At 67.9% G+C, this 15,614-nt stretch carries 19 protein-coding genes and 1 pseudogene; all 20 read left to right on the forward strand.

Annotation, left to right across the window (positions count from 1 at the left end):
* Positions 1 to 673 (forward strand): CheB methylesterase domain-containing protein (locus AB0F81_RS45150; RefSeq protein ID WP_360209442.1); only part of this gene is annotated, 673 nt, incomplete at its 5' end.
* Positions 670 to 1,515 (forward strand): protein-glutamate O-methyltransferase CheR, encoded by an 846-nt coding sequence (locus AB0F81_RS45155; protein WP_360209445.1) that lies wholly within the window; start codon positions 670 to 672, stop codon positions 1,513 to 1,515. The genes AB0F81_RS45150 and AB0F81_RS45155, both read left to right, overlap by 4 nt.
* Before the next feature lie 5 nt (positions 1,516 to 1,520).
* Complete coding sequence (locus AB0F81_RS45160) at positions 1,521 to 1,907, forward strand: response regulator (protein WP_360209448.1); 387 nt, start codon at positions 1,521 to 1,523, stop codon at positions 1,905 to 1,907.
* Complete coding sequence (locus AB0F81_RS45165) at positions 1,904 to 2,389, forward strand: chemotaxis protein CheX (protein ID WP_360209451.1); 486 nt, start codon at positions 1,904 to 1,906, stop codon at positions 2,387 to 2,389. Before AB0F81_RS45160 ends, AB0F81_RS45165 begins: the two co-directional genes overlap by 4 nt.
* Positions 2,386 to 2,748, forward strand: a complete 363-nt coding sequence (locus AB0F81_RS45170) for a response regulator (protein WP_360209454.1) — start codon at positions 2,386 to 2,388, stop codon at positions 2,746 to 2,748. The genes AB0F81_RS45165 and AB0F81_RS45170 overlap by 4 nt, the downstream gene beginning before the upstream one ends.
* Positions 2,749 to 2,755: 7 nt before the next feature.
* Positions 2,756 to 3,244, forward strand: a complete 489-nt coding sequence (locus tag AB0F81_RS45175; RefSeq protein WP_360209457.1) for a hypothetical protein — start codon at positions 2,756 to 2,758, stop codon at positions 3,242 to 3,244.
* Positions 3,245 to 3,377: 133 nt separating this feature from the next.
* Positions 3,378 to 3,815 (forward strand): flagellar hook capping FlgD N-terminal domain-containing protein, encoded by a 438-nt coding sequence (locus tag AB0F81_RS45180; protein ID WP_360209460.1) that lies wholly within the window; start codon positions 3,378 to 3,380, stop codon positions 3,813 to 3,815.
* A 34-nt stretch (positions 3,816 to 3,849) separates the two neighbouring features.
* The gene (locus AB0F81_RS45185) at positions 3,850 to 5,097 is read left to right on the forward strand and encodes a flagellar hook protein FlgE (RefSeq protein WP_360209462.1); all 1,248 of its coding nucleotides are present in this window, start codon (positions 3,850 to 3,852) and stop codon (positions 5,095 to 5,097) included.
* A 196-nt stretch (positions 5,098 to 5,293) separates the two neighbouring features.
* Positions 5,294 to 5,584, forward strand: a complete 291-nt coding sequence (locus AB0F81_RS45190) for a flagellar FlbD family protein (RefSeq protein WP_360209464.1) — start codon at positions 5,294 to 5,296, stop codon at positions 5,582 to 5,584.
* Entirely contained in the window at positions 5,584 to 6,375 is a 792-nt protein-coding gene (locus tag AB0F81_RS45195) for a motility protein A (protein ID WP_360209467.1), read from the forward strand. The genes AB0F81_RS45190 and AB0F81_RS45195 overlap by 1 nt, the downstream gene beginning before the upstream one ends.
* A gap of 5 nt (positions 6,376 to 6,380) precedes the next feature.
* Complete coding sequence (locus AB0F81_RS45200; protein ID WP_360209470.1) at positions 6,381 to 7,415, forward strand: flagellar motor protein MotB; 1,035 nt, start codon at positions 6,381 to 6,383, stop codon at positions 7,413 to 7,415.
* A 16-nt stretch (positions 7,416 to 7,431) separates the two neighbouring features.
* On the forward strand, positions 7,432 to 7,890 hold the full coding sequence (locus AB0F81_RS45205; protein ID WP_360209473.1) for a flagellar basal body-associated FliL family protein: 459 nt from the start codon (positions 7,432 to 7,434) through the stop codon (positions 7,888 to 7,890).
* 116 nt (positions 7,891 to 8,006) lie between these two features.
* The gene (locus AB0F81_RS45210) at positions 8,007 to 8,957 is read left to right on the forward strand and encodes a flagellar motor switch protein FliM (RefSeq protein WP_360209476.1); all 951 of its coding nucleotides are present in this window, start codon (positions 8,007 to 8,009) and stop codon (positions 8,955 to 8,957) included.
* A complete protein-coding gene (gene fliN, locus AB0F81_RS45215) occupies positions 8,954 to 9,706 on the forward strand; it encodes a flagellar motor switch protein FliN (RefSeq protein WP_360209479.1) in 753 nt (250 codons plus the stop codon). Before AB0F81_RS45210 ends, fliN begins: the two co-directional genes overlap by 4 nt.
* A gap of 11 nt (positions 9,707 to 9,717) precedes the next feature.
* Positions 9,718 to 10,119 carry a flagellar biosynthetic protein FliO gene (locus AB0F81_RS45220; RefSeq protein ID WP_360209482.1) on the forward strand — a complete coding sequence of 134 codons (402 nt, stop codon included), beginning with the start codon at positions 9,718 to 9,720 and terminating at the stop codon, positions 10,117 to 10,119.
* Positions 10,116 to 10,925, forward strand: a complete 810-nt coding sequence (gene fliP / locus AB0F81_RS45225) for a flagellar type III secretion system pore protein FliP (RefSeq protein WP_360209485.1) — start codon at positions 10,116 to 10,118, stop codon at positions 10,923 to 10,925. The genes AB0F81_RS45220 and fliP overlap by 4 nt, the downstream gene beginning before the upstream one ends.
* A gap of 4 nt (positions 10,926 to 10,929) precedes the next feature.
* The gene (locus AB0F81_RS45230; protein WP_360209488.1) at positions 10,930 to 11,694 is read left to right on the forward strand and encodes a flagellar biosynthetic protein FliR; all 765 of its coding nucleotides are present in this window, start codon (positions 10,930 to 10,932) and stop codon (positions 11,692 to 11,694) included.
* Between the two features lie 38 nt (positions 11,695 to 11,732).
* Positions 11,733 to 12,824 (forward strand): EscU/YscU/HrcU family type III secretion system export apparatus switch protein, encoded by a 1,092-nt coding sequence (locus AB0F81_RS45235; protein ID WP_360209491.1) that lies wholly within the window; start codon positions 11,733 to 11,735, stop codon positions 12,822 to 12,824.
* Positions 12,825 to 12,958: 134 nt separating this feature from the next.
* Positions 12,959 to 15,004 carry a flagellar biosynthesis protein FlhA gene (locus AB0F81_RS45240; RefSeq protein WP_360209494.1) on the forward strand — a complete coding sequence of 682 codons (2,046 nt, stop codon included), beginning with the start codon at positions 12,959 to 12,961 and terminating at the stop codon, positions 15,002 to 15,004.
* Positions 14,994 to 15,614, forward strand: a pseudogene (locus AB0F81_RS45245) (hypothetical protein); the annotation flags it as partial. The gene AB0F81_RS45240 and the pseudogene AB0F81_RS45245, both read left to right, overlap by 11 nt.

Consider the following 15,614-nt stretch of genomic DNA (forward strand, 5'->3'; position numbering starts at 1 on the left):
GCCGGCCGCGCCCGGACGCCCGCCGGCTGCCGGTCCCGCACCGGTACGGCCGGCCACCCGCCGCAGCACCGGCGGAAAGATCGACATCCTGGCGATCGGCTCGTCGACCGGCGGGCCGGACGCGCTCACCAAGGTGCTGCTCGGGCTGCCGGCCGACCTGCCGGTGCCGATCGTGATCACGCAGCACATGCCGCCGGTCTTCACCAAGATGTTCGCCGAGCGGCTGGACCGCAGCACCCCGCTGCGCGTCGTGGAAGCGGGCGAGGGCATGGAGCTCGCGCCCGGCAACGTCTACATCGCCCCGGGCGACCGCCATCTGGTCTTCCAGCGACGGGGAACGGCGACGCTGACGCAGCTCAGCGGCGCACCGCAGGAGAACTCGTGCCGGCCGGCGGTGGACGTGATGTTCCGCTCGGTGGCAGCGCTGTACGGCGGTTCGGCCTTTGCCGCCGTCCTTACTGGTATGGGACAAGACGGACGGGGTGGTGCGAAAGTGCTACGAGACTCGGGCGCCGAGGTGCTCGCACAGGACGAGGCGACCTCGGTGGTCTGGGGCATGCCCGGCGCTGTGGTCAGCGCGGGCCTGGCCGACGAGGTGCTGCCACTGGACCGGATCGCGGGGGCGCTGCTCAACCGCGTCCGGGTGGGCCGGTCGCCGGCGGTGGCCCGATGACCCTCTCGCAAGCGGAGTTCGCGTTCGTCTCCAACCTGGTGCGCCGGGAAGCGTCGATCGTGCTGGCCCCCGGCAAGGAGTACCTGGTCGAGGCGCGGCTGATCCCGGTCGCCCGTGCGGTCGGGGCGGCGAACGTCAACGAGTTCATCACCGACCTGCAGAAGCGTCCCAACCCTCAGTACCAACGCAAGATCATTGACGCGCTGACCACCAACGAGACGTCCTTCTTCCGGGACCGGGAGCCGTTCGCCGCGCTGACCGACGTGGTGCTGCCGGAGCTGATCAAGTCCCGGTCGACGGTGCGCAAGCTGCGGTTCTGGTCCGCGGCGAGCTCCAGCGGCCAGGAGGCCTACAGTCTCGCGATCACCCTGCAGGAGACGCTGCCGCCGGGCTGGTCGTACGAGATCGTCGGCACCGACATCTCCACCGCGATGGTGGAGCGCGCGCAGAAGGCCGAGTACAGCCAGGTCGAGGTGAACCGCGGTCTCGCGGCCACCCAGCTGGTGCAGTACTTCGAGCGGGCCGGTGCGCACTGGCGGGTCATCCCGGCGCTGCGCAAGAACGTCGAGTTCAAGCACATGAGCCTGACCGCGCCGTTCCCGCCGATGCAGCCGTTCGACGTGATCTTCCTGCGCAACGTGCTGATCTATTTCGACGTCGCCACGAAGCGCCAGGTGCTGCAGAACGCAGCCAAGATCCTGCGCCCGGACGGTTTGCTCTTCCTCGGTGCCGCCGAGACCACGATCGGGATCGACGACAACTACGAGCGGGTGGCCGCCGGCCGCACCTCTGCCTACCGGACTCGCAATGCGGTGCCCGCCGGTGCCGCGAGAAGGGGATGACGCCGATGCGCGCCATGGTGATCGACGATTCGCGCGCGATGCGCATGATCCTCAAGCGCATCGTCACGAAGCTCAGCTTCGAGGCGGTGGAGGCGGGGGACGGCAAGGAGGCCCTGGATCTCCTTGCTGACATGACCGAGGTGCCGGAGCTGGCCCTCATCGACTGGAACATGCCCAACATGAACGGGCTCGAGTTCGTCACGAAGGTTCGGGCCGATCCGCGGCTGCGGGAGATGACTCTGGTCATGGTCACCACGGAGAGCGAACAGAGCCAGATCGTCCGGGCGCTCGCCGCGGGCGCCCACGAGTACGTGATCAAGCCTTTCACCGAAGGCGCGATGATCGAAAAGCTGGCCCTGCTGGGCCTCGTCCCGACCGGAGCGAACTCATGAGTGTCGAAGTCGAGGTCAACGAGAGTGACCTCGCCGAGATGGTGGAACAGGTCTGGGAGTCGTACCTGGACCCCGAGGGCATCAGCCCGCTGATCCCCACGTACGACGAGAACCAGCCCTCAGAAGTGCACTCCTCGGTCTCCATCACGGGGTCCTGGAGCGGACACATCGTCTATGCCTCCTCCCGTGCCGCCGCTCAGCGCGCCGCGGCCGCCTTCCTGGCGATGGAGATGGAGGAAGTGAGCGAGGAGGACATCTCCGACACGCTCGGCGAACTGGCGAACATCGTCGGCGGCAACGTCAAGGCGATGTTGCCACCAGGGGCGCAACTGTCGCTCCCGCAGGTGGTGCTGGCGCCGGAATCCTCGGCCCGATACCCGAACACCCAGCGCATCAGCGGTGTGTACGGGATCTGGGAGGGCGAACCGGTGTCCATTTCGATGTGGCAGAGCAGCACCGACAACAAGGAGGAGGGTGCATGAAGATCCTCATCGCCGATGACAGCCGCGTCATGCGGCAGATCGTCGTCCGGACCCTGCGTCAGGCCGGGTTCGGCGATCACGATCTGGTCGAGGCCGCGGACGGTCAGGAAGCGTTCGACAAGGCCACCGCGGAGCAGCCTGATCTGGTCATCTCGGACTGGAACATGCCGCACATGACGGGCATCGAGGTGCTTCGCCAGCTCCGGGCCGCCGGCAACAACGTCAAGTTCGGCTTCGTGACCTCGGAGTCGACACCGGAGATGAAGACGGCTGCCGAGTCTGCCGGCGCGGACTTCTTCATCGTCAAACCCTTCACCGCTGAGCGATTCGATGAGGTTTTCGCTCCTATCCTGGGATGATTAGGACATGTCAGACGTATCGGTACTTCCCGGCTCTCTAGCCGTTCGTAACCTGTTCGAGGATCTGCTCGGTCGTGAGGTGATCGTCAGCCCTGGCGACCCGCTCAGCGCTCCGGAGGTAACCACCGCGACGGTCGCCATCTTCACCGACGCCGGCCAGAAGATCTACGCGTGCATGGGTATGCAGCTCAGCCTCGCGGCGAACGCCGGTGCGGCCCTCGGTCTGCTGCCGGCCGGCGCCGCCGAGGACAGCATCGACGAGAAGCAGCTCTTCCCGAACCTCGCGGAGAACGTCGGTGAGCTCTGCAACGTGTTCACCAGCCTGCTCAACAAGGAGGGCTCGCCGCACATCAAGCTCTACCAGGTGGTCTACCCGGGGATGGACCTGCCCGCCGACGCGCGAGCGGTCCTGCTGGCCCTGGGCCGGCGCCTGGACCTGATGGTCGAGGTCAGCCGGTACGGCAAAGGCAAGCTGAGCCTGTCCCTGGCACCCTGACCGACCCGAAGGCACAAAATTGAAGATCTCCCGTTGCGGGCCCGCCGATTCGGCGGGCCCGCAAATTTGTGGCTAAGCAATCTGAGGGTCGGGCCGAACCTTAGGTTGAGCTTGCTACGGACAGGAGAAGTCAATGACCTCACCGACCTCCGGACCACTCGGCCCCGGCGCCGCTGATGCCGCGAAGGCACTGGCCGCGGCCAAGGCCACGGAAGCCAAGAGCAAGTCGCTCGGCGACAAGGACACCTTCATGAAGCTCCTGGTCGCCCAGTTGAAGTACCAGGACCCCACCAAGCCGGCCGACTCGACCGCGTTCCTGGCGCAGACCGCCCAGTTCACGCAGGTCGAGAAGCTCGAAGACATGATCAACATGCTGCAGTCGCAGCGCATGATCGGCGCTAGTTCGCTGGTCGGCAAAACGGTCACGTACATGGACGACACCGGTGCTCAGCAAACCGGCGTGATCACTGCAGCGAAGCTCAATGGCGACAGCGAACCGACGCTCAAAGTCGGGAACACGGATGTGCAGCTGTCCAAGGTCATGGAAATCACCACACCCACGACCGCCTGAATCGGTTTCTCTCGCCTAAAGCTAAGGACTCTCCATGCTGCGTTCCCTTTACTCCGGTATCAGCGGCCTCAACGCGCACCAGCGGATGATCGACGTCACGGGTAACAACATCGCGAACGTCAACACCACCGGTTACAAGTCGTCGCAGGTGCAGTTCAGCGACACGCTGAGCCAGATGATGGGTGCCGCAGGATCGCCCCAGGACGGCCAGGGCGGCACCAACCCGGCGCAGATCGGCCTGGGTGTCCGGGTCGCCGGCGTCACGGCCAACTTCAGTCAGGGATCGGCACAGACCACCGGCAAGTCCGGCGACATGATGATCCAGGGCGACGGCTTCTTCATCACCCGCAGCGGCCAGGAGTCGCTCTACACCCGGGCCGGCTCGTTCTTCTTCGATTCCAACGGCACCCTGGTCACCACGACTGGTGAGCCGGTGCAGGGCTGGACCGCGGACGAGGACGGGACGGTGAACTCGGCCGCCAAGCCCGACGACATCAAGATGCCGCTCGGCAGCACCATCCCGCCGAAGGAGACCACGACGATCACCCTCAAGGGCAACCTGTCGAGCGACCCGGTCGACACCGTCTCCAACAACTACACGCACACCATCCCGGTGAAGGTGTTCGACGACAAGGGCGCGACCCACACGGTCATCGCCGAGTTCACCCGGCCGGAGGTCGCCTCCGAGCCGCAGGCGTGGAGCCTGCAGATGAAGGACGAGGCCGGTGTCAACATGGGCGCCGCGGTCTCCTTCACCATGACCAACGGCAAGGTCACCAAGCCGGGTCCGCTCGCCGCTCCCTGGGATACCGCGACGGGGAACCTGCTGGCCGGCGGCTTCCAGATCAGCATGGACGACCTGACGACGTACTCGGGGCAGTCCGACGCCCGAGTCTTCGACACCGACGGCCAGGCGGCCGGTGCGCTCACCTCGCTCTCCTACACCGTCTCCGACACCGGTGAGATCATCGGCGTCTACAGCAACGGCTTGAAGAAGACGCTGGGCCAGGTCGCGATGGCGACCTTCAAGAACGTCGCCGGCCTGGAGAAGGTCGGCAACTCGATGTTCCGCACCACGGTCAACTCCGGGTACGCCCAGGTCGGCGAACCCGGCAGTGCCGGCATGGGCCAGGTCATCTCCGGTGCGCTGGAGATGTCGAACGTCGACCTCGCGCAGGAGTTCACCAACCTGGTCGTCGCCCAGCGCGGCTTCCAGGCGAACTCCCGCATCATCACCACCTCCGACGAGATCCTCCAGGAGCTCGTCAGCATGAAGCGTTAGTCGTTTCCGCGGCCGTAGCAGGCCGGGACGGGCATTCGTGCCTGTCCCGGCCTTCTTCGTGAGCGCCCCGAGAGCGGTGACGTTCGCACCCGGATAGCCACCACCGCGATCTCATCAGCAACCGGCTATCGACCGAAGTACTAGGTGACGGGCCACGGAGGGCCCCACCAGCCAAGACAACCAAGGACGGAAAGTCGTGATCCTCGTAACCCGCATCAACGGTGCCGTGTTCGCTCTGAACCCGGATCTCGTCGAGCGTGTCGACTGCACGCCCGACACGGTCGTCACCCTGGTGGACGGCACCAAGTACATCATCTCCGAGTCCGTGCCCGAGTTCATCGACTCGGTGCGTCATTACCGCGCCTCGCTGATCGCCCAGGCGAGCCGCATGGAGCCCGAGCTTGTGGCTGCCAACTCCTCGTCCCTCTCCTCGTCGGATGACGAGCTCGACGCCAAGGTGCTCCCGCTGCACCGGAAGGAACGCTGATGGACCTCGCAACCATTATCGGTGTCGCCCTCGGCCTGGGCATTGTCTTCCTGGTCCAGATCGTGGAGGGTGGCTCGCCCGCCTCCATCATGCTGTGGCCGTCGATGCTGCTGGTCTTCGGTGGAGGCTTCGCCGCCGCCATGACGGGTGGCGTCATGAAGGACACCGCGGCCTTCGGCGCGCAGCTCAAGAAGGGCTTCACCAACAAGGTCACCCCGCCGGCCCAGCTGCTCGACAACGTCGTGAAGCTGGCCGAGCGCGCTCGCCGCGAGGGCCTGCTGGCCCTCGAGGACGCGGTCAAGACGGTCGAGCACCCCTTCCTCAAGCGCGGGCTGCAGCTGGCCATCGACGGCACCGACCCGGACGAGCTGCACGACATCCTGCACGCCGAGGTCGCCGCCAAGAAGAAGGCCGACAAGGTGGGCGTGAAGTTCTTCGAGGCCTGGGGCGGCTACGCGCCGACCATCGGCATCATCGGCACGGTCATGGGTCTGGTGCTCGTCATGGAGAACCTGGACAAGCCCGAGACGCTCGGCCACTCGATCGCCGCGGCCTTCTGCGCCACCCTCTGGGGCGTGCTCAGCGCCAACATGATCCTCCTGCCGATGGGCGCCCGTCTGGCCCGGCTGAGTGCGATCGAGGCTGAGGAGATGGAGCTGGTCATCGACGGTGTCCTGGCCATCCAGGCCGGCTCGAACCCGCGTCTGGTCGCCCAGAAGCTCCGTAGCCTGCTTCCCCCGGACGAGATGAAGAAGGCCGAAGCGGCCTCGTCGACCAAGAAGGCGGCCTGATCTAGATGAGTTCCGGCGGCGGGGGCGCCAAGCGTAAGCAGAAGCACGAGGAACACGAAGAGCACGCCAACCACGAGCGGTGGCTCGTGTCGTACGCCGACATGATGACCCTGCTGTTCGTTCTCTTCGTGGTGCTGTTCGCGATGAGCAGCGTGGACCAGAAGAAGTTCGCCCAGTTGGCGGCGGGCCTGTCGGCCGGCTTCGGCGCGGACAGCGTCGCCTTCACGGGGCAGTCGGCTCCGCTCGACGGCGCGGCCAACAACGCTCAGGTGGTGCAGATCGACCCGGGATCCAACCCCGGCGACGGCACCTCCGGCACCGAGGGCCTGAACATCACCCAGAAGGCGGCGGTCGACCGGGCGGTCCTGGCCGAGGACCGCAAGCGGGCTTCGGCCAACGCTCAGAAGGCGGCCAAGGAGGCCGAAGACCTCAAGGCCATCGAGCGGAAGATCGCCGACGCACTGGCGGCGCAGAAGCTGCTCAACAGCGCGAAGTTCACCATCGACCAGCGCGGCCTGGTGGTCACCATCGTGACCAACGAGGTCGTCTTCGCGGGGAACCGGGCGGACCTGCGCTCCGGTGGCGAGAAGATCCTGAAGGCGATCGCTCCGACCCTGGCCGGTCTGCCCAACAACATCGAGGTGGACGGGCACACCAACCAGCTGAACGCGAAGACCACGTACTACCCCAGCGGCTGGGAGCTCTCGGCCGCGCGGGCCTCGACCACGGTTCGGTTCTTCACCGAGCACGGGATCCCGAAGAAGCGGCTGAGCGCGGTCGGTTTCTCCGACACCAAGCCGCTGATCGACCCGAAGGACCCGCGGTCGATCACCCAGAACCGCCGGGTGGACGTCGTCGTCCTGACCCAGCTCACCCCGGAGCAGGCAGCGCTGCTGCCGGCCGCCTCCGGCACGGACAGCAAGCTGCACACCGGCCAGACCACGGCTGCCGCCCAGGCGGAAGCCGCGGCGGCGGCGGCCGAGAAGGCCGCGAGCACCACCCAGACCACCACTAAGACCACGACCACTTCGCACGACTGAACTGAGGGGAGTTCCGATGGCGGACGAGAAGGACACGGCGGCTGAAGCGCCGAAGAAGTCGAAGAAGATGCTCATGATCATCATCGCCGCGGCCCTGGTCGTGCTGGTCGGTGGCGGCGCCGGAGCGTTCTTCATGCTGAAGGGCGACTCGGCGGAGGCCGCGGAGGAGCCGGTGAAGGGCATCGTGGTCGCGGTCGAGAACACGCTGACGGTGAACCTCGCCGACGGCCACTACCTGAAGTTCGGTTTCGCCCTGCAGATGACCGAGGAAGCCGGCACGCACGAGGTCGACGTCAGCGAGGCGCTGAACCTGGCGATCGAGACCTACACCGGTCGCGAGGTCGCGGAGCTCTCCTCCGACGAGGGCCGCAACACGATCAAGGCCGAGTTCCTCGAGAAGGTCAAGAAGGCGTACGAGCACGACGGGCACGAGACCGTCATGGACGTCTACTTCACCTCCTTCGTGACCCAGTAACCAGCGCACAGCCGAACGGGCAGGTCCTCCACCGGGGGACCTGCCCATCGGTCGAAAAAGTGGATGAAAACGGCGCCAGGGCTCAGCGGTTCGGTAAGTGAGCCGATGAGGACGACGTGACCACCGCTTCGCGTTCCCCCGGCAGGATTTCACGTCGCGGCCAAAGCGGAGGGCCGGCGCCGTACGACTTCCGCCGCCCCATCAAGCTCTCCCGCGAGCACGTCCGCACCCTGCAGATCGCCTTCGAGACGTACGCGCGCAGCTGCGGCACCCTGCTGACCACCCGGCTCCGGGCGGTCAGCAATGTTTCGTTGATCTCCATTGAGCAGATCAACTACGACGAGTACGTCGCCTCGCTCGCCAATCCCACGATTATCGGCGTGGTCGTCCTGGAGCCGCTTCCCGGCACGGTGCTCATGGAGATCGCCCAGTCCGCCGTGATGACCGCGATCGACCACATGCTCGGCGGCCCCGGCGGCTCCCAGCCGGAGCGGCCGCTGACCGAGGTGGAGATGCCGCTGCTGCGCGGCCTGCTGGAGCGGATGCTCGGCGAACTGCGCTACGGCTTCGAGACGCTGGTCGACATCTCGCCGAAGCTCAAAGAGATCGAGTACAACGCGCAGTTCCTGCGCGCGCACGCCCCCGGTGACGCCGTCGTGGTGGCCTCCTTCGAGACGAAGATCGGCGCCGAGGAGTGCATCGCCACCATCTGCCTGCCGTTCAACACGATCCTGCCGGTGCTCTCCCGCCAGGAGACGATCGTGCTCAGCGCGGCCGAGCGGCAGGCCAAGGACCGGGCCCTGCGCAACCTCACCGCCGGACTTTCCGCGGCTCCGATCGACGTAGCAGTGCGATTCCAGCCCATTCGGATGCGTACCGATGACATCGTGGATCTACGTCCGGGTGACGTCGTGCCGCTGGGGCATCCGACCAGCCGGCCGCTCGAGGTGACCGTCAACGACATCGTCTTCGGCCATGCCGTTCCCGGTAACCAAGGCGCCCGCCTCGCCTGTCTCGTCGTGCCGTCGCCCAACGAGAACTCGTCCAAGGAGTCTGGCCGCTCATGACCGCCCCCACCATCTCCGCGCCGCAGCTGGCGCTCGCCCGGAACGCCGCCGAGGCCGCGCTCGGTGTCCTGCCCACCAGCCGGGCGCTGGTCGCCGCCGACCCGGTGGCTCCCGATGCCGGGACGGTGATAGACGGGCAAGCGATCACGGCACGGTTCACCGGCGCCGCGTCCGGAGAGGTCGTCGTGGTGGTCGGCCAGGACCTGGCGGACGCGCTGCGGGAGAGCCCGCTCGGCGAACTGGACCTGACGGCCGCGGTCCGGCCCGCCCTGGAGGCGGCCGCACGCGTCTTCGGCCCGGTGGTGCTCGACCCGGGCCAGCTGATGGAGCCGTCGGTCGCGCTCAGCGCGCTGGCCACGAAGCCCGGCGCGGTCGCGGTCCCGCTACGCGACGACGAGGCGGTCCATGCGGTGGTCGCCCTGGCGCTGAGTCAGTGGCCGGGCGACGAGCCCGCCGCGAGCCTGGCGCCGCAGGCGGCCCGGATGCCCACCGGCGCCCGCGGTGGCGGTGGCCTGGACATGCTGCACGACGTCGAGATGGAGGTCTCGGCCGAACTGGGCCGGACCCGGATGAGCGTCCGGGAGCTGCTCTCGCTGGCGCCCGGCGCGATCGTCGAGCTGGACCGGGCCGCGGGCAGTCCCGCCGACCTGCTGGTCAACGGCCGGCTGATCGCCCGTGGTGAGGTCGTGGTGGTCGACGAGAACTTCGGCATCCGGATCACCGAGATCGTCTCGCCCGGCGCCGAGTAGGGGTAACCGTCTTGATCGGGCTCGTCGTCCAGGTCGCCTTCTCGCTGTTGGTCGTCCTCTTCCTGATGTGGGGCCTGGCCCGGGTGATACGCCGCCCGTACGGCGGCCGCGCCTCCGGCCCGCTGGCGGTGCTCAACCGGCAGCAACTGAGCCGCGGCGCGGTGGTGGCCGTGGTCAAGGTGTCCGACCGGGCGCTCGTACTGGGCGTCACCGACCAGCAGGTCAACCTGCTGGGCGAAACCGATCTCGACGTCTTCGAACCGGAGCCGCCCGAGCATCGCGACCACCTGGAGGTGGACGCCGTGACCCTGCCCGACTGGCACCCGGTCGACGTCGGCGGACGGCCGGACAGCACGCCGCGCTCCTGGACCTCACCGCTGGAGTTCCTCCGCGACCGGACGTCGCGACGATGATGCGACGCGCGATCCTGCTGCTGATGCTGGGTGCCGGGCTGGCTGTGTTCCTGCTTCCCGCCGCCGCTTCCGCGCTGCCCGGTGATATGGGCGGCGCTGTGGTGGCGGCGCCGCAGGCGCCCGCGCCGCCCTCGCCACCCAGCATCAACATCGAGGTCGGCGGCACGAACCCGGACGGCAGCCGCCCGGCCTCCTCGCTGGTGATCGTCCTCGGGCTGACCCTGCTCTCGGTGGCGCCGGCGCTGCTGCTGCTCTGCACCTGCTTCACCAAGGTCTTCATGGTCCTCGGCATCACCCGCAACGCGCTCGGCCTGACCAGCATGCCGCCCAACCAGGTGCTCGCCGGGCTGGCGCTGTTCCTCAGCCTGTTCATCATGGGCCCGACCGTGTCGGCCATCAACGAACAGGGCGTGCAGCCCTACCTGGCCGGCGACAAGACGCAGTCCCAGGCGTTCCGTGACGGGGTGGAGCCGCTGCGGGAGTTCATGTCCGGCGTGACCCGCGAGGACGAGCTGGCCCTGATGATCAAGGTGTCCGGTGAGGACCGGCCGGCGAACATGGAGTCGGTGCCGCTCACCACGCTGATCCCGGCCTTCATCCTCTCCGAGCTGCGGGCCGCCTTCATCATCGGCTTCGTCATCTTCATCCCGTTCCTCATCATCGACCTCGTGGTGTCGGCGTCGCTGATGTCGCTGGGCATGATGATGCTGCCACCGGTGACCGTGGCACTCCCGTTCAAGCTGTTGCTGTTCGTGCTGGTGAACGGGTGGGGCCTGATCATCACGGCGTTGGTCGGTTCGTACTGAGATCATGAACTTCGACCTGGCCACCGCGGAGCTGCTGGCGATCATGCTGGGGGCGGTGCGCACCGGTGCGTGGATGATGCTCTGCCCGCCCTTCAACTCCCGGCTGATCCCGGGGCAGGTCAAAGTGCTGCTCTCCATCGGCCTCACGCTGCCGATGGCGCCCTACCTGCGCCAGACGGTGCCGTCGCTGGAGACCCGTGACCTGATCGCCAGCGCGGCGCTGCAGGTCTTCATCGGCGCCGCGCTGGGCTTCCTGACGCTGATGCTCTTCGCCGCCATCCAGGCCGCGGGTGACCTGCTCGACCTCTTCGGCGGTTTCACGCTGGCGATGGCCTACGACCCGTGGTCGATGAGCCAGAGCTCGATCTTCGGCCGGTTCTACCAGCTCCTCGCGGTCACCATGCTCTTCGCCAGCGACGGGCACCAGCTGATCCTGCGTGGCTTCCTGCAGAGTTTCCGTACGCTGCCGCTGGACACCGCCTTCACGATGGAGACGTTCAGCCGGCTGCTGGTCCGCGGGATCGGTGAGATGTTCGTGGCCGCGGTGCAGATCGCCGGGCCGCTGATCGCCGTGCTGTTCCTCGCCGACGTCGCGCTCGGCCTGCTGAACCGGGTGGCGCCCGCGCTCAACGCGTTCCAGCTCGGCTTCCCGATCAAGATCTTCCTGGTGGTGACGCTCTCCGGCATCGCCATCGCGATGCTCCCGGGCGTGCTCGACACGCTGGTCGACAAGGCGGTCACCGCGGTGGTCCGGCTCAGCGGAGGCTGACCGGTCACCGGAGAGATGCCGGAAAAGGGGGTGGGGTCATGTCCGGCGAGAAGACCGAGGAACCGACTCAACAAAAACTCAAGAAGGCGAAGCAAGAGGGCCAGATCGGCAAGACCCAGGACCTCGGCGCCTGGGTGGGCATGCTGGCCGCCAGCATCATGCTGCCGCGCACCCTGAACAAGGCCATGGAGCACGCCCGCGAGGCGATGACGAAGGTGCCGGACACGATCGCCGACCCGGACCCGGCCATGACGCTCGCCATCCTCAAGGACGGCCTGCTCAGTGGCGCCTGGGCGGTGTTGCCGCTGGCGCTGACCATGATGGCGGTGGGTGTCGTGGCCGCCGGCGCCCAGGGCGGCATCCGGGTGGCGACCAAGCTGTTCATCCCCAAGTTCAACCGGCTGAACCCGTTCTCCGGCCTCAAGCGCATCCTCGGCCCGCAGGCCCTCTGGGAGGGCGTGAAGGCGCTGGTCAAGACCCTCGTGCTGGGCGCCGTCCTCTACTTCACGATGAAGGACATCGTGCCGGTGCTGATGTCGGCCGGGCAGCTCCCGCTCGCCTCGCTGCTGTCGACGGTCAAGGACGCCTCGCTCCAGCTGATCCGGGCGGCCGCGGTGGCCGGCATCGTGATGGCGGCGGCCGACTACTTCGTGGTGCGCCGGCGCACCAAGAAGCAACTGCGGATGACCAAGGAAGAGGTCAAGCAGGAGTACAAGAACACCGAGGGTGACCCGCTGGTCAAGGGCCAGATCCGGGCCCGGCAGATGGCCATGGCCCGCAGCCGGCAGATGGCGGACGTGCCCACCGCGGACGTGGTGGTGGTCAACCCGGTGCACGTCGCCGTCGCCCTGCGGTACGAACCGGAGAAGGGCGCGCCGCGCGTGGTGGCGAAGGGCAAAGGACCGCTGGCCGCGAAGATCCGCCAGCTCGCCACCGACAACCGGGTCCCGATGGTGCAGGACGTGGCCCTGGCGCGGGCGCTGAACGCCGGCTGCGAGATCGGCCAGGAGATCCCGGCGGAGTTCTACGGCGCGGTGGCGAAGGTGCTGGCCTTCGTGATGAGCCTGAAGGCGCGCGGTGCGGCGGCCGGCGTCCACCGCAACCCGAACCCCACACCAGCCATGGCATAACCGAAATTTCAGGAGATTTCCTCACGTCGCGGTGCAAGAGCAGGGAAGATCGGTGCGTGGCGGTGCCACAGCGACCTCAGTGACGGCATCGGACGCCGGACGCGAGGACGCCTGGACGACGCATGGAAGGTGTCGTGAAAGACCTGAAGCTCAGCAAGTTGGCCGTACCCGTGGGGGTCATCGGCATCATCATCATGATGGTCGTCCCACTGCCGACCTTCCTGCTGGACTTGCTGATCGCGGTCAACATCACGGTGGCCCTGCTCGTTCTGCTGGTCAGCATGTTCGTCCAGAAGCCGCTCGACTTCGCGGTCTTCCCCGCCCTGCTGCTCGTGCTCACGCTCTTCCGGCTGGCGCTCAACATCAGCGCCACCCGGCTGGTGCTGCGCGACGGCGACGCCGGCAAGGTGATTCACGCGTTCGGCAGCTTCGTCGTCGGTGGCAGCCTGGTCATCGGTCTGGTCATCTTCGCGATCCTGGTGATCGTCCAGATGATCGTGGTGACCAAGGGTGCCGAGCGGGTCGCCGAGGTCGGCGCCCGGTTCACCCTCGACGCCATGCCCGGTAAGCAGATGGCGATCGACGCCGACCTCAACGCCGGCCTGATCGACGAGGCCGGGGCGAAGGCACGGCGGGCCGAGGTGGCCGCCGAGGCCGAGTTCTACGGCGCGATGGACGGTGGCTCCAAGTTCGTCAAGGGCGACGCCATCGCCGCGATCATCATCACGGTGATCAACCTGGTCGGCGGCTTCGCGGTCGGCATCCTGCAGCAGGGCATGGCGCCGGTCGACGCGATGAACCACTACAGCATGCTGACCATCGGCGACGGCCTGGTCTCCCAGGTGCCCGCGCTGCTGCTCTCGGTCGCCACCGGTCTGATCGTGACCCGCTCCGCCACCTCCGGTGACATGGGGCAGACGGTCACCACCCAGCTCAGCCAGAACAAGCTGGCCCTGCGCATCGGCGGCGGCGCCGCGCTCGCCCTCTGCGTCATCCCCGGGTTGCCGAAACTTCCCTTCCTGCTGGTCGGTGCGGCGGTGCTGGCGATCGCCCAGCGGGTGAAGGACCCGGTGCCGGAGGCGGTCGAGACGGCCGTGGCGGAGGCGGTCGAGATGCCGGCCGCCGACTCGCCCGAGCAGTTGCTCGGCGAGATGCGGATCGACCCGCTCGAACTCGCCCTCGCCCCCGACCTGGTCGACCTGGTCGACGCCAGCAGCGGGGACCTGCTGGACCGGGTTCGCGCCCTGCGCCGCAAGATGGCCATGGAACTCGGCGTGATCATGCCGCCGGTGCGTACCCGCGACGACCTGGACCTGCCGCTGTCGTCGTACGCGATCCGCATCTCCGGTGTCGATGCCGGCGCCGGGCAGGCGCCGCCGGGCACCGTCCTCGCCATCGGCGAGGGACTGCAGGCGCTGCCCGGCCGGGCCGGCGTCGAGCCGGTCTTCGGCCTGGCCGGCAAGTGGGTTCCGGCCGAGCTGCACTACCAGGCAGAACTCTCCGGCGCGACGGTCGTGGACCGGGCGTCGGTGATCATCACGCACCTCGCCGAGATCGTCCGGACCAACGCCAGCCGCCTGCTCGGCCGTGAGGACGTCCGGGCGCTGAGCGAGATGGTCAAACGCACCCACCCGGTCGTGGTCGAGGAACTGACCCCGGCCCTGCTCAGCCTCGGGCAGGTCCAGAAGGTGCTGCAGGCGCTGCTGGACGAGGGAGTGCCGATCCGCGACCTGGTCCGGATCTTCGAGGCGCTGTCGCTGCGGGCGAAGGTCTCCTCCGACCACGACAGCCTGGTCGAGGCGGCCCGCGGCGCGCTCGGCCCGGCCATCGCGGCCCAGTACACGACCGCCGGCCGGCTCACCGTGATCACGCTGGACCCGATGCTCGAGCAGGGTCTGCTGGAATCGCTGCGCCCCAGCGAAACAGGAGCCTTCATGGCGATCGACGGCATGCGTGCCGAGGCGATCGTCAGCGAGGCGAGCCGGCTCTCCGAGGCCGCCGAGCAGCAGGGCCTCAACCCGGTCCTGGCCTGCTCACCACAACTGCGGCTGCCACTGATGCGACTGCTGCGGGCCGGTTCCCGCCGGGTGCAGGTGCTGTCGTACAGCGAAATCTCTGGTTCCACCGCACAGATCGAGACGATAGGGGTGGTGAACGGTGCCTACGCGGGTGCTGCTTGAGGGACCGGCCATCGAGCCACTGCTGGCTCAGGTACGTGACGAGTACGGCTCGAGCGTGCGGATCATTTCCGCCGACAAGGTACGGAGCGGTGGTATCGGCGGCTTCTTCGCGAAGCAGCACTACGAGCTCTCCGTCGAGGTACCGGATCCCAACGAGGAGAGTGATGACATGGCGCAACAAACCGTCGCCCAGAACGGCACACAGAACTTCGAGCGCCTGCTCGAACAGGCCGAGTCACAGGACCGGGTGACCACCGAGGGTCCACCCGCCCGGGCCCGGCAGGAGAGCCGCGACGCCGGCATGGGAGACACCGGCGCCGCCTTCGCCGAGCTGATGGCGGGTCTGGACGTCGCCACCCACATGGGCGGCGCCACCCCGCACCGGCCCGCGGCCCGTCCCCGCCCCGTCGAGGCGCGGGAGGAGACGCCGACCGTACGCCCGTTCCGGCCGGCCGCCGCCGGCGGCTCCGCGGTGAACGCCGGTCAGCGGCCACTGCCCGCCGCGCTGCCCACCGCGCCGACCAGCTTCCCGGAGCGGGTCGCTCCGCCGGTGGTCGAGCGGGAGGCACCCCGGGAGCCGAGCGTGCCGATCCGGGCGGCCCGGGCCACG

Source organism: Actinoplanes sp. NPDC024001, from assembly GCF_040638955.1.
GTDB lineage: Bacteria > Actinomycetota > Actinomycetes > Mycobacteriales > Micromonosporaceae > Actinoplanes.

Excerpts from the sequence above, each read along its gene's own strand:
- AB0F81_RS45175 (WP_360209457.1), top strand. The coding sequence starts at position 2,756 with ATGTCAGACGTATCGGTACTTCCCGGCTCTCTAGCCGTTCGTAACCTG.
- AB0F81_RS45205 (WP_360209473.1), top strand. The coding sequence starts at position 7,432 with ATGGCGGACGAGAAGGACACGGCGGCTGAAGCGCCGAAGAAGTCGAAG.
- AB0F81_RS45165 (WP_360209451.1), top strand. The coding sequence starts at position 1,904 with ATGAGTGTCGAAGTCGAGGTCAACGAGAGTGACCTCGCCGAGATGGTG.
- AB0F81_RS45160 (WP_360209448.1), top strand. The coding sequence starts at position 1,521 with ATGCGCGCCATGGTGATCGACGATTCGCGCGCGATGCGCATGATCCTC.
- AB0F81_RS45180 (WP_360209460.1), top strand. The coding sequence starts at position 3,378 with ATGACCTCACCGACCTCCGGACCACTCGGCCCCGGCGCCGCTGATGCC.
- AB0F81_RS45185 (WP_360209462.1), top strand. The coding sequence starts at position 3,850 with ATGCTGCGTTCCCTTTACTCCGGTATCAGCGGCCTCAACGCGCACCAG.
- AB0F81_RS45195 (WP_360209467.1), top strand. The coding sequence starts at position 5,584 with ATGGACCTCGCAACCATTATCGGTGTCGCCCTCGGCCTGGGCATTGTC.
- AB0F81_RS45200 (WP_360209470.1), top strand. The coding sequence starts at position 6,381 with ATGAGTTCCGGCGGCGGGGGCGCCAAGCGTAAGCAGAAGCACGAGGAA.
- fliN (WP_360209479.1), top strand. The coding sequence starts at position 8,954 with ATGACCGCCCCCACCATCTCCGCGCCGCAGCTGGCGCTCGCCCGGAAC.
- AB0F81_RS45155 (WP_360209445.1), top strand. The coding sequence starts at position 670 with ATGACCCTCTCGCAAGCGGAGTTCGCGTTCGTCTCCAACCTGGTGCGC.
- AB0F81_RS45235 (WP_360209491.1), top strand. The coding sequence starts at position 11,733 with ATGTCCGGCGAGAAGACCGAGGAACCGACTCAACAAAAACTCAAGAAG.
- fliP (WP_360209485.1), top strand. The coding sequence starts at position 10,116 with ATGATGCGACGCGCGATCCTGCTGCTGATGCTGGGTGCCGGGCTGGCT.
- AB0F81_RS45170 (WP_360209454.1), top strand. The coding sequence starts at position 2,386 with ATGAAGATCCTCATCGCCGATGACAGCCGCGTCATGCGGCAGATCGTC.
- AB0F81_RS45230 (WP_360209488.1), top strand. The coding sequence starts at position 10,930 with ATGAACTTCGACCTGGCCACCGCGGAGCTGCTGGCGATCATGCTGGGG.